15 protein-coding genes, 2 tRNA genes and 2 pseudogenes are annotated in these 14,025 nt (G+C 55.3%); 9 read left to right on the top strand and 10 right to left on the bottom strand.

What is annotated here, in order from left to right; translation table 11 throughout:
- Nucleotides 1-208, bottom strand: a pseudogene (locus C451_RS21250) (IS66 family transposase); the annotation flags it as partial.
- 277 nt (nt 209-485) lie between these two features.
- Nucleotides 486-761, bottom strand: coding sequence for a hypothetical protein (locus tag C451_RS19650; protein ID WP_007743440.1), 276 nt, complete (start codon nt 759-761; stop codon nt 486-488).
- A 189-nt stretch (nt 762-950) separates the two neighbouring features.
- On the opposite strand from C451_RS19650, the gene C451_RS19645 reads away from it, so the two are divergent.
- The 3 genes from C451_RS19645 (at nt 951) to C451_RS19635 (ending at nt 2,368) form a co-directional block, all read left to right on the top strand.
- Nucleotides 951-1,214 (top strand): helix-turn-helix domain-containing protein, encoded by a 264-nt coding sequence (locus tag C451_RS19645; protein WP_080503575.1) that lies wholly within the window; start codon nt 951-953, stop codon nt 1,212-1,214.
- Entirely contained in the window at nt 1,214-1,810 is a 597-nt protein-coding gene (locus C451_RS19640; RefSeq protein WP_007743438.1) for a PH domain-containing protein, read from the top strand. The genes C451_RS19645 and C451_RS19640 overlap by 1 nt, the downstream gene beginning before the upstream one ends.
- Before the next feature lie 153 nt (nt 1,811-1,963).
- Nucleotides 1,964-2,368 (top strand): type II toxin-antitoxin system death-on-curing family toxin, encoded by a 405-nt coding sequence (locus tag C451_RS19635; RefSeq protein ID WP_007743437.1) that lies wholly within the window; start codon nt 1,964-1,966, stop codon nt 2,366-2,368.
- 322 nt (nt 2,369-2,690) lie between these two features.
- Here C451_RS19635 and C451_RS19630 read toward each other — a convergent pair whose 3' ends face one another.
- Nucleotides 2,691-3,701 carry a Cdc6/Cdc18 family protein gene (locus tag C451_RS19630; protein WP_007743435.1) on the bottom strand — a complete coding sequence of 337 codons (1,011 nt, stop codon included), beginning with the start codon at nt 3,699-3,701 and terminating at the stop codon, nt 2,691-2,693.
- A gap of 164 nt (nt 3,702-3,865) precedes the next feature.
- Between C451_RS19630 and C451_RS19625 the strand changes: the two genes are divergently transcribed.
- A complete protein-coding gene (locus C451_RS19625; RefSeq protein ID WP_007743434.1) occupies nt 3,866-4,693 on the top strand; it encodes an FxLYD domain-containing protein in 828 nt (275 codons plus the stop codon).
- Nucleotides 4,694-5,146: 453 nt separating this feature from the next.
- Here the strand turns inward: C451_RS19625 and C451_RS22265 are convergent, their stop codons facing one another.
- Nucleotides 5,147-5,845: a hypothetical protein gene (locus C451_RS22265; RefSeq protein ID WP_152420526.1), complete on the bottom strand. Its 699-nt coding sequence runs from the start codon at nt 5,843-5,845 to the stop codon at nt 5,147-5,149.
- Nucleotides 5,846-6,247: 402 nt separating this feature from the next.
- Between C451_RS22265 and C451_RS19610 the strand changes: the two genes are divergently transcribed.
- Nucleotides 6,248-7,225, top strand: coding sequence for an IS1595-like element ISHth4 family transposase (locus tag C451_RS19610; protein ID WP_007743431.1), 978 nt, complete (start codon nt 6,248-6,250; stop codon nt 7,223-7,225).
- A 518-nt stretch (nt 7,226-7,743) separates the two neighbouring features.
- Nucleotides 7,744-8,121, top strand: a complete 378-nt coding sequence (locus C451_RS23905; protein ID WP_338035196.1) for an amidase family protein — start codon at nt 7,744-7,746, stop codon at nt 8,119-8,121.
- Between the two features lie 10 nt (nt 8,122-8,131).
- Here C451_RS23905 and C451_RS19605 read toward each other — a convergent pair.
- From C451_RS19605 to C451_RS19595, 3 genes and pseudogenes are all read right to left on the bottom strand, one after another.
- Nucleotides 8,132-8,255: transfer RNA gene (locus C451_RS19605), tRNA-Ile, on the bottom strand.
- Between the two features lie 317 nt (nt 8,256-8,572).
- A tRNA-Leu gene (locus C451_RS19600) sits at nt 8,573-8,657 on the bottom strand.
- Between the two features lie 844 nt (nt 8,658-9,501).
- Nucleotides 9,502-10,195 (bottom strand): annotated as a pseudogene (locus C451_RS19595) (aldehyde dehydrogenase); the annotation flags it as partial.
- A gap of 234 nt (nt 10,196-10,429) precedes the next feature.
- Here C451_RS19595 and C451_RS24635 point away from each other — a divergent pair.
- On the top strand, nt 10,430-10,600 hold the full coding sequence (locus C451_RS24635; protein WP_449271515.1) for a DUF7128 family protein: 171 nt from the start codon (nt 10,430-10,432) through the stop codon (nt 10,598-10,600).
- Between the two features lie 147 nt (nt 10,601-10,747).
- Here the strand turns inward: C451_RS24635 and C451_RS19590 are convergent, their stop codons facing one another.
- The 3 genes from C451_RS19590 to C451_RS19580 form a co-directional block, all read right to left on the bottom strand.
- Complete coding sequence (locus tag C451_RS19590) at nt 10,748-11,152, bottom strand: hypothetical protein (protein WP_007743429.1); 405 nt, start codon at nt 11,150-11,152, stop codon at nt 10,748-10,750.
- A gap of 1 nt (nt 11,153) precedes the next feature.
- Entirely contained in the window at nt 11,154-12,104 is a 951-nt protein-coding gene (locus C451_RS19585) for a ParA family protein (RefSeq protein ID WP_049913268.1), read from the bottom strand.
- Between the two features lie 65 nt (nt 12,105-12,169).
- Complete coding sequence (locus C451_RS19580) at nt 12,170-12,583, bottom strand: hypothetical protein (protein WP_152420525.1); 414 nt, start codon at nt 12,581-12,583, stop codon at nt 12,170-12,172.
- A 139-nt stretch (nt 12,584-12,722) separates the two neighbouring features.
- Here C451_RS19580 and C451_RS23900 point away from each other — a divergent pair, with 139 nt between their 5' ends.
- On the top strand, nt 12,723-13,262 hold the full coding sequence (locus C451_RS23900) for a hypothetical protein (protein ID WP_007743421.1): 540 nt from the start codon (nt 12,723-12,725) through the stop codon (nt 13,260-13,262).
- A gap of 28 nt (nt 13,263-13,290) precedes the next feature.
- The gene (locus C451_RS23895) at nt 13,291-14,013 is read left to right on the top strand and encodes a hypothetical protein (RefSeq protein WP_241431266.1); all 723 of its coding nucleotides are present in this window, start codon (nt 13,291-13,293) and stop codon (nt 14,011-14,013) included.
- Nucleotides 14,014-14,025: the final 12 nt, after the last annotated feature.

Here is a 14,025-nt window from a genome sequence, read left to right as displayed (position 1 = left end):
TCAAGTCGCTCTCCAGCCGGGTCTGGAGAGCGACGTACAGCTGTTTGAGGGCACGGTAGATCGGTTCGCCTTCTGCCTGCTTCTCGGCGGTGTCTTCAGCCTCCCGTAGAATATGCGCCCAACATCGCTGGAGGTTGCTGCTGAAAGCCGGATATGCCGTCCAGCCATCACAGACGACCGTTCCCGCGAAGTCCTCGGCGAGGACTTCGCGGGAACCGGCGGATGGGAACTCGCTATGACGGTTCAGACAGGTGCAGAACGAAACGTCTGGTACACTTGGACAGTGAATGACAAGTGGGCGGTACAGCGACTCTCAGGTGAAATTTCACGAGAGGGATTTTATTCCAAAATAGAAGGGACTACCACAACACCGTAAATCCGTTAGAACAGTCTAATGTATCCAAAACGCTCGTTGCTCATAGCTGGTACTGTTCCACCGGCGTCGGCGACCGGTGAATCGGCCGTCGCGAACCGCCTCGCGGCGACTAGCTCGTCGGGTCCGGCGGTGGATTACCGCCTGAAACTCCATCCGCTGGGCCGAACGCGTCGGTGAGCAGCGAGAGCCACGTCTCGGGAGCGTCGTCGCGCCGGGCGTCGGTGTCGTCGATCTCCGGCGTGCCGCCGAGATCATCCATCCCTGACGCTTCGCCGCCAAAGTCCGCCGATTTCGATCGCGTGGGGCGTTCGCGCCCGTCGTCGCACAGCGTCGTTTTCAAGTCGATACCGCGGGAGTCTTGTCCGCTGGTTTCGTTTTTCGACATGGCTGTTCTCTTCCATGAAACAGCCAGCGTCGGTGGGTGCAACCACCGGCGCGTTCCTTCACCGCGATGACACGCCCGAAGACGCCGGTCTGTCTCTACCGTAGCCTACACAGGCTAAGGGTATGAAGGTCCCCATGTCCTGCATAGGCTAAGGCTTTTGCTCATATAGCGCCAAAACCCACATAGGCTATGGATGTTAAGTCAGAGGCCATGAACGACGAGCGTGACGAACAGAGTGGGCGTTTCAAACAGAAGTACGACCCGGAGCAAATTCTCGAAGCGGTTCGTGAAGAAGACGGTGGAGCGACGGCATCGGAGGTCGCTGATCGACTCGATGCGCCACGTCGTTCAATTCACACCCGACTATCGCAGCTGCATGAACATGGCCGTCTCGGAAAGCGGGATGTCGGCCCGAGCGTTCTGTGGACGGTAGCAGACACGGAGGAGCGCTGATGGGGTTATTCGGAAGCGATGATGAGGGGCTGGATTACGAACCTCACGGTGAATACGTTACTCCCGAGCGGGTGGAGAAGATCGAGGATGTCCTCGATGATGGTGAGCAAGTGATGTATCTCACCCGTGGGAGTACCGTCGATGTGGAGGGAGCCGGTTCGGGAAGCTCGTTGTTCGGCGACGATCGTTCGCGAAAGTCCGGGACGCGCGGATACGTCCGTGCTGCATTCACTGAGGATCGTGTGGTCGTCAAGGTCCCGCAGCTCCTCGGCAGCGACGAGCGGACGGTACCCTACCACAACATCGTGACAGCCGACCTCGACACCGGCTTCGTGAACAAGCGTATATCACTCCACACTGCTGGACCAACATATCACATCGAGGTGCACGAGCCTGGCAAGGACGAATGTCGGGACATTGTTGCCTTTGTGCGCGATCAAATTGAGGCGGTGCAGAGCGGTGGGGACACAAGCTCAAACGCTGAACCAGAATCGCCTGCTGACCGCCTACGGGAGATTGAAAGCTTGCATGACGACGGGTTGTTGTCTGACGACGAATACGAGGAAAAGCGTGAACAACTCATCGGGGAACTCTGATCGGAACCATGAGCCAGCGGAAAGAGTCGAACCGTCGGTACGTTCGGAGACGGCTCGCGTACCCGGTGTTGGCGAGTAACCGGCCGATACATTCCGACGCACGCACGCGCCCGTTCGGACTGAGCACTTGCCTGGACAGGTCGAAATCCACACATGGTTGAAAACGACCTGCCAACGGCGGCGGAGATCGTCACCATGCACGAGGAGATCGAGAAAGAGTATGACCTGAAATACAAAGGGGTGCGGATCGCGGCTCCGAAACTCACCCTTCGTGAGAAGGTCGTCGAACCAGCATCGGAATACGACGACCCGTGGCACTGCGGCGCTGTATTGCTATTCAGGATCCCGAGTACTCACGTTTTCGAGGACGCGAACAAGCGGACAGCATGGGCTGTAACGATGGAATATCTGAACGATCAAGGGCTTGAAGTTGAATTTCCGCAAGACGACGAGACTATCGAGCGTATTGTCCGTCGCGCAGGCCTGTTCGACATCGAAGAACTCGCCGAGTGGCTCAAGACAGGCGAGATCGACGAGTCGAAACTCCCGGAGCGTTAAAGATGCTGAAGCACGACAGTACCACCATGAGCCAGCAAGAGCACGAATCGGACGATCTCGAAGAGTATCGCGAGCGCGCACGTGAGACCATCGACCGCGAGCGGGACATCCTCGATCGTCTCGCCGACTAATCCGCTCTTTTCCCGTTTCGACGCGACCGCACGAGATCTCACGCCGACAGAGCGCAGATTCTCAATAGTCACACAAGAGCAACAAGTTCGTGTGCATATTTATCGCCAAAGCCTCAGATTCGTATCTACCGATGAGAGGCGTCAGCCGTGCGTACGACAACCGTACGCCGTTGCAGCAGTTGCCTGACCGATCAGTACGGTGTGAGAATCACGTGTGTACGAGTCGGTCGTTCGAATCCGAACGGATGCCAAGTTTGCCTATCGAGAAAACTTATCGAGGAGGTTGCTGATCTGCTTGGCGAGAACACATACACGTCGACGCGATCACGGTAGGCCTCCTGGAGATCACCACCAGATACCGAGCCCCGCTCGCGAACGATCTCGTAAACCGTGCGCTGATGGGGTGAGAACTCATCGACCTGTTTGCGCTGGACGTCGTCGCGAGCGGCATCGACTGCATCGGCGATCATTGCAGAAGAGATTTCGTCGGCGTTGTCACGCTCGGCCTCTTCTGCAGCACAGCGAAGGATGTTGATCGCGACGCGGGCGTCACCCGCAGCGGCATCCGCGATATGCGCAAGCCGGTCGCGATCGACGACAACGGGTCGGAGGCCGAGGCAGGCACGCTCACCGAGAATCGAGACGAGCTCGTCGACGGTGTAGCGATCGAGACGGATGCGTTTCGTTCCGCGGAGTCGGGAGACGATCCGGTCATCGAGACGGCTGAAGAGGTCCTCGACGTCGTTGACGATCAGGACGACCGACACGCCGTGAGTCGTGTAGAGATCGTAGAGTACCTTCGCGTCGTGGAGCTGATCGACCTCGCCGAGAGTCACGATCACCTGTCCGTCGAACTCTTTGAGGCGGTCAAGGAGCGTACCGGTGGTGGCCGTCCGGCGATCGACGGTCCCGGGATCGATGGTTCGGACGATCTGATAGAGCACACGAAACCGGGAATAGTCTTCCCAGCAGCTCACGAATTGGTAGGCGATGCTGGGACATTCCTCGCGCAGGCGATCGAGTCCGATTCGTACGAGGCAGGTCTTCCGGGAACCGGACGGTCCGAGCAGGAAGGTCGGGAGTGCCGAGCGTCCTTCAGTAATCGGATGGAGAGCGTCCGCGAGGGCGTTCATCTGATCGTTGCGATGCTCGATTTCTCGCGGCACAAAATTATCCTCAAGGACGCGGCCGTCCGTGATCATATACTGGTGCTCGGAGAGGCCGGGTCATAGCCGAAACGAAGGGGTTCGTCCGTGCGCTCTCGCAGAGCCTTATGTAGAGAATGGCCTCCCAAAGACAGGCGAATGTTACCCAAGGTGGAAGTCAGTAGGGGCACATTTATCCTGATACATCCAGAGCGATAACTATGCACCGTCGGCGGTATCTGACAGCGATCGGCTTGGCAACGGCGACCACACTCGCAGGCTGTAGCGGGTCGAACGGGGAAGCCGGTGAGACAACGAGTGGGAATGGAACCGACACCGGGGCCAGTGAGACGGCCACACGCACTACTGTAGCCGATACCGACACGGCCAACATAACCGAGACTGCCAGCGGTGACGACGAGACGGCCACCGACAGCCCCGAACCTGCACCGGATGGCGAGATGCGCTCTGCAGCATCATCTTCGCAGCTGACCGTCACCGGACGGGAGCTCGCAGTCAACGCTGACCAGGACATCCCGTCGGCGGTTGTCGGCGCGACAGTCGAGAACGCCGGCCCGATGACTGGCGAGGTAGTCGCGACGGCGACGTTCTACAATGGGGACGGCGAGGAGATCGCGACCGGATCAAACACGATCGCAGCGCTGCCGAGCGGCGAGGAGTGGCTTGCGCCTGTTATCCAGTTCGGCGACGGTGCTGAGACCGCCGAGGACTATGAGTACACCGTCGAGTACAGCCCGACAGCACCCAAGTACACGACCGACGGCCTCGAGGAGATTTCGTCGGAGCTTGACTTGTCCGACGGGGCGGCCACGGTCACCGGCGAGATCGAGAACACGAGCGGCAGCCCAATTGAACAACTCACCGCGACGATGTTCTTGTACGTCGACGACGCCAGCGAACGACTCTACACAACGCTCCAGGACAGCACGGACTCGCTCGCCAGCGGTGACTCGTGGAACTATCGGGACAAGACGGACGCCGGCGAGGCTGTCGTGAGCCAGGAAACGCGGTACAGCTACGAATCATAGCCAGGTTCGAAAATCACGTTAGACTATCCACACCGTACCGCAGTTCTGAGCCAAGAGTATCGAAAAATCTCATAGCCCACAGGGGTGTGTCGAGTGCCACGCATGGAGATGATGCCAAGCACACACCCCTGTGCGCACTTGGTTTCCTGACGAGTTTGGAATAAGCTTTGTGTGTCTATAGTTTCCAACACGTACCACATCGTGACACACCGCTGGTGCGCTGACCGGTCTTGCTTGTGTAACTCATCACCTGTGTGCGAAGAGCAAGTGTCACACAAGGATAACTACGCTGATCATCCCCAAGACGAGCTTGCTGTCCAAGATGCGCTGGTCGGTAATCATGTACCTATTGTCAGACTGGTCATTCGAGAAGAATAGCAAACAATGCAGGGGAGCGAGCCGAAGATGCTTACCCGTCTACAAGCATCATGTCATGGTGGAACAATGGAGTGGCTATGGGCTGGACAGCGAGATGAAATCCGTGATAAGATACTGGACGAACAATTCTCTGTGCGTAGCTTTGGCTTCTCTGAATGTCGTGTAACTACCGGCAAATAAGATTATAGCACCATATGTGAACCACTGGGGAGGAACAGAAAGGGTCGCTATCTTTGTGGGATACGGCATTGCTGATTGAATTGCCGGGAATGCTCCGTATAGGAACACCAATACGGCAAGGAACACGGAGACAAACCACATACTGCGGTAAAATGCTGAAATCGCTTGGAACGTCTGTGATCGACCTCGGGAATCAATATACACATGCGATCTCACCACTGAATACAATCCTAATGCTGCATCGTCTGTCAGATCCGTACGATCCTTTGTGAGCTCGATATCGAATTGAGATCTGCAGCATTCGTAGAACGCCTCAACAGTTGCTCGATCAAGCGTCGGCGAGTGCCGGATCTCCGTCGCAAACAGATCACGGTGGCCTTTCGAACCAATCCAATCCTCAATTCTCACGGCTGCTGAATGAACAACCCTCCCAACCGCAAATCCTCCTGCCAGTAATGGAAGAACTGCACCAAGAGAACTGATAGTGAGACCCTGTGGATAAAATGGATACAGACCAAGGATGAGGGCCAGTCCTGGAAGAAGGACGCTGAAAAAATCATACAAATCGAAACGACGCACAGCCGCCGTTGACATTGGCAGATGTGTGTTCGCAAGGTAAATAATTGTACCCACTCATTGCCAAAGAACAATGAGCCAACTTTGTATCCACTACCGATACTACTATACGAACCTGGTTGATAGGGAGATACATGTCTGCGAGAAACGAAACGCGGCTGATAGTGGAGGTGTTGGGTAAAGGGCTAGACTTTTTATTCTACGTAGCCGCGGCTGCGTTCCTCGTTGCTTTCTTCTATGAGCCAGCACGTAGTAGCTCTCTTCTTGTTCTTCTTACGGGTCTGATCTCTCTCGTGCTGGGTTTTGGATACGTCCTACTGGATTAGAATCCATAGACGGTTTTGATCCCTCCCCTAGTTATCCCATCGCTCTTGCCGAGTCTAGTGAAACAGTCGCGTAGGAACTACAGCATCCCGCCGTATGCTAGTGGGTATGTTCCAGCAGACAGCTTTCGGCGGGATGCTACAGGACGTTGTTGAGCGGCAAGCAATAGTGTTCCGCCCCGAGCCGCTCGACACCATCGTCGAGCGGCGCTGCAAGCACGCGTGGGAACAAGCTCCCTGTCCCGAGTGTTGTGAAACAGCCCTCCAGACTCGGGACGACAGTCCCCGAGTCTGGTGCCACAACTGCCGCTACGGCTTCACATACACCCGAAATACGCCGTTTGCAAACAGCGGTCTCACTCCCGGTGAACTCCTGCTCGTCTTCATCCTCTACGCCGATACCTTGCTCAGCATCAACCAGATCGCCCAGCTGTTCGATCCTTGCTACGACACAGTTCACACCCAACTCCGCGAGGGGGAAGCCGCATTCGAGCGCGGCTTCCCCCTCGTCTGGGAGCGTATCCAACACACCGTCGAGGGACCAACACAGATCGATGAAACTGGCTCGAAGTGCTCCGGCTACAAGGGACAATCGCCGCCGCGGGACGGCCTCTCCCGCGGCGGTTCTGGCGACCCTGGCCGATCACGCTGGGAAGGTGCTCCCGGCGACAAACTGACGCTCGTTGCGGCGTGCCGCGACGTGCTGCGCGTGGTTTCGGCAGAAGAAGGTTCTGCGTACGACGAAAATCTCGGACCAGTAATCGAGGAAGCAGGCGATCTCTCCCAGCCGCTGGGAGAGATCTGGACCGACGAGTTACCCGCCTATCAGCAGATGGACTACGAGCACCGAACCGTCGTTCACGACGATGAGTACGTCTCAGACGAGGGTATCCACACGAATCAGGTCGAATGCCTTTGGTCCCTCATCGAACCGTGGCTGGAGAAGTTCCGTGGACTCTCTAAACCCGGATTAGAGCAGTCCGTTCGAACCTACGGGTTCGTACGGTCATTGAACCTCGTCGGAGCACCGCTACACGGCCTTATTGACTGCTTCGCCCTCAACGTGTTTCACTAGATTCGGCAAGAGCGTTGAGGTTTGCATGAGGCACGGTTGACCTCGAAAACGTGGGCACGAGCGAACGAAGACATGACGACCATTCCACCCACGTTTGCTGTCTGACTCGAAACACCTACCGCACCCGACTCAACAATTCATGATGACAAGTATCTTGCGATCGGTTAGCATACTCGAAATTAGCCACGATACTCAGAATTCAGAAACGTGGGAAGTTGGGACGACCATGATGCCCACTCCACGCTCTCCCCGGACGAATCCATGCAGGTGGTAGCAGTTCCCGGGGATCTGTGTAAGACAGAGAAAGAACAAATAACTTCTGGTTGGTTGGTACTCATCCGATTTATCTCGCCTCGAAAACGTAAGGTAGAAGCGGTATCATGTCACCTCCCTACGTTCTCCCCCGCCAATGGCAGTAGTACGGGGATTAGCACAAAGGGGTCAGAGCATGAAAAGTTTGTGGACAATTATCTACTTTGAGTTGATAGAATCTTTCAACAGTATATCCTCCAGCAAAACTGTGGCTGAATATAAGCAGCAATCGACTCGTCGGACGATCGGTACACGATGCTGCGGCTGCAATCCGTAATAGCGATCAATCGTCGCTAGAGCTCGTCAAGAGAACACTGGATTGTATCGCAGCCTACGACGAACTGAATGCCTTCATCACAGTCACCGATCAATCGGCGCGTGAACGCGCACGCAAGGCGGATGCAGCAGCCGCACGCGACGTCGATCTCGGCCGATTTCACGGTGATCCCATCGCCTCAAGGACTTCCGGAGTCGGAAAAGCTGGGATCCGACATACGATGGGCCTCGCTCTTCTTGCCGAGAACATTGCCCAAACCGATTCGATATCGATCAACCCGTTGGGAGGCGTCACATGCGCGTTGTGAGGTGGCGCGATGGGCCCTGTCGGATTCGAACCAACGACCACTCGGTATCTCCCAGCAGCGGCATCCATGTGATAGCACAGTGGATCCAGAGTGCCATTATGAGCCGAGCGCTCGTACCACTGAGCTAAGGGCCCGTAACTGTGCCGCTACGAGAATATCCTGTGCCAGCCGCATAGTGGTTCTGGTTCTGGCGACGAATACTACGGTGTAGTCACTGCTTGCTAATACAGAGATGATGACCGAGACCACAACTCAAACATAGATGTGATGTGTAAATGCGTGTTTCTAGAAAATTGATATCGACACCCTTGGTCTTTGAGGAAGACTTTTGATTGATATTTACGAAAGTGAAAAATTGGAGTTTTGATGGCGGGATAGCCCGACCGCGTGCAATCGAGACTCATCAAATATTACTGAACGCTCTACTGATCTGCCCTGTCACTTGAGAATGTGCGAGGGGCAGGATTTGAACCAGCGAACCCCTACGGGAGCGGATCTTAAGTCCACCGCCTTTGGCCAAACTCGGCCACCCTCGCACACTTTCATCTGTCTTGTTCACAGAGCAAGATCGTTTCGAATACTGGAGCAACGTGGAACTCACCCTTGGACACCTCCTGTGCAGATTAGGCGTCGACAAAGCATTAATCGGTGAAGACAGCATGTGAATGCCGTGAATTTGCGGATTTGTTCACCGCCAATGGGTATGAAAGAATCAGTTAGCTGATGTTCTTAGGATAAGCATAGCAACATCAGGTTCGTGGCAAAAATGATGTACCAGGGCTGAAAATGCCCAATCAAAGAGGCCGCGATAGTGAGCGTGCCGGCGATGCTGGCGGGCACTGTCCTCCGGGTGGTGACTGGAGGGTTTCGTACGACACCCCGCCACCGAAATGGATTGTTCTGGTGCGCTCGCCGCGACTGTCTCTTTGGACCGCTCGCCGAGTCCGCCGGATAGTGCTGGCTCCGTTAAGACGAATCCGTGTGACGAACGCTGACTAAGTGAAAGAAGCGACTTTCCGAGCCGCTCACTATAAATTCACAGACTGAACCCAAATCGACAATCTGAGCGTGGGCACTATCTCAAAAACGTGGGGATGAGGACCGACCATGATGCCCTCCCACGCTCTCCCGGTATGATGGCGAGGTGGTTGTACCGGGATTTACTCAATGACGACAAGCTACCAAAAAGTTGTGGCTAGTGAGTATGTTACCGGATTTGAGTGCGATTTAATTAGAAACGTGGGAATAAGGGAATGTATGACGACCATGACGCTTTCCTCACGTTCCCCGGCCGATCGCGACAGGTGGTAGCAGTACCGGGGTTTGACGATAAACGACGAAGTGGGAAAAGATCATGACCTGAATGTCAAACGTTGCGTTCTACGGTTCGAGTAGGACCTTACTGATGTCTTCCTCACAATTTCCAAAGTGTTCATACATCCCGATACTTTGTTGAGATTTATCCGATGGGGCGGAGGAAGCTCGGATCGGCGCGACTCTCATGATCAGATCGGGCAGCTGACGGTTGTACGACTTGACGTCACATTAGCCGGTACCGAGCTTCTGCCTTTTCGAAAAGCTTGCCGAAGTCGATATCGAACCGTCCCTGGGCAGCCATTTCGTCGGGTGTACCGGGATCGTCGGGGATGCATAGCCCAACGATGCCGAGCTGGCCGGTTAGGCGCACGGTCTCAATGGGATTGTTGATCACGTTCGCGGGGTTCTCACGGAACGAGTCGTAGGCATCGTCGACCTCTTCATCGAGATCGACAGCCTGGTAGCCAACTGCATCGACCACTCATGTCGACACCGTCGTGGATTTCCTTGATCTGCTCGACAGGGTCACTTTCTTCGAAGTAGATCGGGGTAGCATCGCAGTATTCTTGGTCGAGATCAAGCTGGCTCGGCACGCGATCGACGGAGTAGATCTCCGATGCATCCTGGATCTACGCGCTGTAGGCCGCCATCAGTCAACGGGTTCAGCGCCGTAGATCACGACCAACTCGCCGGGCTGGAGGTCGGCCAGTCGCGTACCGTGCCACCCAGTCGAGAAGATATCGGCCAGCATCGCAAAACGAATCCGTGAAAACCTATAACTAAATCGAATGCTTACACCACATTCACAAGTGATAGCCTATGCCAGGCAAGCAATGTTCACGGTGCAAGGGAAGACTACCTGAATCACCTTACCCTCGACACCTCCTCGTCCTCGAAGACGAAAGCTGCGAAGAGCCAAATCAGCGAATAGAAACACAACTCTGTCCAAATTGCTGGGAAGCAGTCCGTACACAAGTGACGACACAACTCAATGACTGAAGAAAAAAGCAAAATCAACTCATATATCATGGTAATCGAAACCAGGCATGATGGCGACACATGGTACGAGTGTGAATCATGCGGACTCATGCTTGACAATCCTGACGAAGCACGACAGCATGAACAAAACTGTGATGGTGAAGAACCAGACTATATACAGTAGGTTAACTGCCGAAAGTGACAAAAGCCGGTAGAAATTGGTTGGAAAGGTAATTCATCTGATGGCGTCGTCGGTCACCCAAGATTCAGCCAATCAATACCGTTATCGATTACGTTACCGATATCGTTACCGATTGCGATTGATGGTCCATCACAAGTTTGTCCGTGCATATTCGGCGATTGCATCGCCTAACTGGTCGTCGTGCTCGGGCATCGCTTCTTGGAGTCCAAGCCGAAACAGCAACCGGACGATTCCACTCTTCTGTTCGTAATTGACGGTCGGCGACCGAGCGAGGTTGTCCGCCGCTGCCTCACCAACCACACGCATCGTCTCAGGGTGATCGCTCAGATACGCGAGATACGCAGCGATCTGATCGTCTTTCGCTCCGAACGACTGAGTAGCGTCACCGTCGCGGACAGTAGTGATGTACTCGACCAGTTCGGCTACAGGGTCATCGGTGGTTTCTCCACCCGCGGTGTCTGTTCGCCCACCGATTCGTGTTTCGTCTTTCAGTCGCTCCAACTCCGCTGTCGTGTCGCTCCCATCATCGCTCATCTCAGTTCACCTCCGTCGATATGTCCGACTCGACGGTGCTGGAATCAGTCTCAGTCATCCAGTCACACGTCTCGAACCGCCGAGCAAGTTCGGTCGCATTCGCCCGGTAAGCGTCCATCGCACGCTCGGCAGTAGCGAGCGGATCCTCTAACTCGAACAGGGTCGTCCCACGCATCTGAGCATTAATGATGTCCTGCGTCGAGGGGATCTGCTGTGGGGCCATCGCCGGACCGAACTCCGCTTCGAAGCGTTGGAGGAATTCACGGCCGGCAATCGTGTTCCCGTCGAGTTCGTTCAACATCACCATCGTGAGATCCGTCTCAAGCGTCTGTTGTTCGACCATCGATTTGAGGTCGGTCCGGAGTTTCCGAGCTTGGCCTTCATCAAACGGCGCAGGTTTCGACAGTGCGACCACATGGCCCGCCGCTCGGAGCGCGTTCATCGTGATGTTCGACGAAGATCCCGCAGCATCAATCAAAATCACGTCGTAGCGCTCATCGACGTACTCAGTAAGGAACGCATCGAGGCGGGCGTATCGCTCGCCGGGGTCGTCCACGGTATTCAGCATGCTATCGATACCGTCGAGTTCTTCGCTCGTCGGGATAAGGTCGGGACCTTCATCAAGCGAAAGTATCATATCTGCCAGCGGGTCGCCAGTGGACTCGTCTTGAAGACGGGCAACCTGCCCCCATTTCTCCTGAAACGTGGTGGCAATGTTTGGCCAGTCATCGTCGTTGGCGACGGCTACCTCAACCTGCTCCCACACGCCGAAATGCTTGGCGAGATCCCCCTGTTTACCTGCGAGGTCTATCAATACCGTCTCGTAATCGAGTTCGTTCTCGAAAACGACCCCAAGGTGCGCGAGCGTGGTCGTCTTGCCCGTGCCGCCCTTGTCCACGAAGCCGACTGCCCGGTGAGCTGAAGAAGAGCGTGACGATGGTGATCCACTCATACGTTATCGGTATCGATAACAGTAACAGTACCTATAAAGATACCGGAATCAGTTCTAACTGGTGGTTAGAGCGCTAATTCCCCGTCAGCCAGACTGTTGAGCGTCACCAGTACCATTTCCATTCGGTCGCGCGCCTGGGCCACCGGTCCAGTCTGGCAGATTAGTATTGGCACCCAACGGTTATCACCCGCGGGATACCCAACCATCTCACCACACTCCACCGTCTCATCGAGTTCAAACAGCACCACGTCCTCCTCATATGCAAATACCCCAAATTCTGTGGCTGACGCCACCCGCATGTGCGGATTCTTCAAGCGGGCGTACCCTTCCACATCCATCCGTGCCGGTTCCCCAACTGTCCGCAGAAACCGACTTTCGACTCGATTCAACCCGTTTCGGGCCAACGGGTCGTGGTCGTCCAACCACTCTGTAACGTCCTGTTCGACAGATTGCACTGGAATTTCATCGTATCCAGCCATATTACCCATTCACACTACAGCACAAAATCGCTCTCGGCTAGCCATCCTCACCTCGCTTGGTGAAAGCACCACTCCAATTCAACCGACAAGGGAGGCGAAGGGAGGAATGAATTTTGGTTGTGGCTGCTCAACCATCTGTATGGATGAAACCGATCCGCCATCAGACGAGCAATACCAAGCCTCGCTTGACCGCATCGAACGACTCGGTTCGGAATTTACTGACAGTCAGCAGTTCAAACGACTCACAACCCACCAGCAACGTGAAGCACAGTTTGTCATCGGAACGTTTCACGAGTTACTGTATGGCTACGAGTACGTCCCACTCGACGACCCTGACGAGCACAGTCTCGAAACCGTCTGTCGAGACCTTTACCCAGCAAAGATCAGTAGCGAACCCGACCACTTCGAAACAGTCGCATCCGTGATCGGGGCATTTCTCCGGTTTCTCGGCAAGCGAGGCGATATCGAAAACGGTGATCAACTAGCGACTCACGTCGAATCACTCGATGAAACCATCGTCGACGCTGCGGCTGATCCCGACAACTGGGGCATGGCGAAATCGCTGTTCATGAGTGGCGAATTCGATGACGCCACCCATCTCGATGCTGTCTCTGAGGGTGAGGACCCATCCACACTTCCCGAGCCTCCACTCGATCCCCCCCGACTGGGAGCCTGGTGAAAATCTCGACCCGGACGAACTCCAACTCTTGCCACCGGCAGAAGCCGAACGACTCGAAGGTATTCTCAGCTCGTTATCGCCAGAATCCGACGCCATTCTCGCATCACTCGCAGCCGTGACCGAAGGCCTACAGGAAAAGGTCGATCCTGATCTCGCGCTCGAACGTGCAGGTGTCTCCCCCGAGGAATACGACACCGTTATCGAAGAGATTGCCACGAGAATGGAAGAAGGCAGCGACCTGTTCGCAACGCCGGGTGAGACGGACGACCCAGCAGTTCTCAATCCGGACACTGCACGAGAGTTCCTTGAACTGGAGGGACAGGTGCTCCTGTACGCCAACGACCGCTTCGATGTGGTTCCGGATATCAACACCTACGAGGACCTCGAACGCGCGTCTCTGGACACACTCCAGCCGATTCACAGGAAGTTGTATCAGGAAGAAAACGTCGTCGAGGTTATCGAGGAGTTCATCAGAGAGAATCCTGCCAACTTTTCGCAAATCCAACTCGAACAGATCGAAGCGTGGTTGAACTACGAAGTGGGACAGTTTTTCGTCGTCGAGCATCTCGAAGATGGCACCGTCTTTCTCGAACCCGACGAGCCACGAGCGTACAAAGTTACGGGCGTCTACGACAGCTATGCGGAGGCACTTCCCGAAGAGACCTTCCCAGTTACGGTGACATCGGTCGTGTTGCTTCCATACGAAGGCCGGATCGTTACAAACGGCCCTCGACTTGGCAAGATCGTTTGATTCAGACAATTC

The sequence above is a fragment of the Halococcus thailandensis JCM 13552 genome (genome assembly GCF_000336715.1).
Classification (GTDB): Archaea; Halobacteriota; Halobacteria; order Halobacteriales; family Halococcaceae; genus Halococcus; species Halococcus thailandensis.
This window is presented reverse-complemented; position numbering and strand designations above follow the sequence as displayed.

What these genes read in the sequence shown, in the direction of transcription:
- C451_RS19650 (WP_007743440.1), bottom strand. Translation starts at nt 761, where the DNA reads ATGTCGAAAAACGAAACCAGCGGACAAGACTCCCGCGGTATCGACTTG.
- C451_RS19645 (WP_080503575.1), top strand. Translation starts at nt 951, where the DNA reads ATGGATGTTAAGTCAGAGGCCATGAACGACGAGCGTGACGAACAGAGT.
- C451_RS19640 (WP_007743438.1), top strand. Translation starts at nt 1,214, where the DNA reads ATGGGGTTATTCGGAAGCGATGATGAGGGGCTGGATTACGAACCTCAC.
- C451_RS19635 (WP_007743437.1), top strand. Translation starts at nt 1,964, where the DNA reads ATGGTTGAAAACGACCTGCCAACGGCGGCGGAGATCGTCACCATGCAC.
- C451_RS19630 (WP_007743435.1), bottom strand. Translation starts at nt 3,701, where the DNA reads ATGATCACGGACGGCCGCGTCCTTGAGGATAATTTTGTGCCGCGAGAA.
- C451_RS19625 (WP_007743434.1), top strand. Translation starts at nt 3,866, where the DNA reads ATGCACCGTCGGCGGTATCTGACAGCGATCGGCTTGGCAACGGCGACC.
- C451_RS22265 (WP_152420526.1), bottom strand. Translation starts at nt 5,845, where the DNA reads ATGTCAACGGCGGCTGTGCGTCGTTTCGATTTGTATGATTTTTTCAGC.
- C451_RS19610 (WP_007743431.1), top strand. Translation starts at nt 6,248, where the DNA reads ATGCTAGTGGGTATGTTCCAGCAGACAGCTTTCGGCGGGATGCTACAG.
- C451_RS24635 (WP_449271515.1), top strand. Translation starts at nt 10,430, where the DNA reads ATGACTGAAGAAAAAAGCAAAATCAACTCATATATCATGGTAATCGAA.
- C451_RS19590 (WP_007743429.1), bottom strand. Translation starts at nt 11,152, where the DNA reads ATGAGCGATGATGGGAGCGACACGACAGCGGAGTTGGAGCGACTGAAA.
- C451_RS19585 (WP_049913268.1), bottom strand. Translation starts at nt 12,104, where the DNA reads ATGAGTGGATCACCATCGTCACGCTCTTCTTCAGCTCACCGGGCAGTC.
- C451_RS19580 (WP_152420525.1), bottom strand. Translation starts at nt 12,583, where the DNA reads ATGGCTGGATACGATGAAATTCCAGTGCAATCTGTCGAACAGGACGTT.
- C451_RS23900 (WP_007743421.1), top strand. Translation starts at nt 12,723, where the DNA reads ATGGATGAAACCGATCCGCCATCAGACGAGCAATACCAAGCCTCGCTT.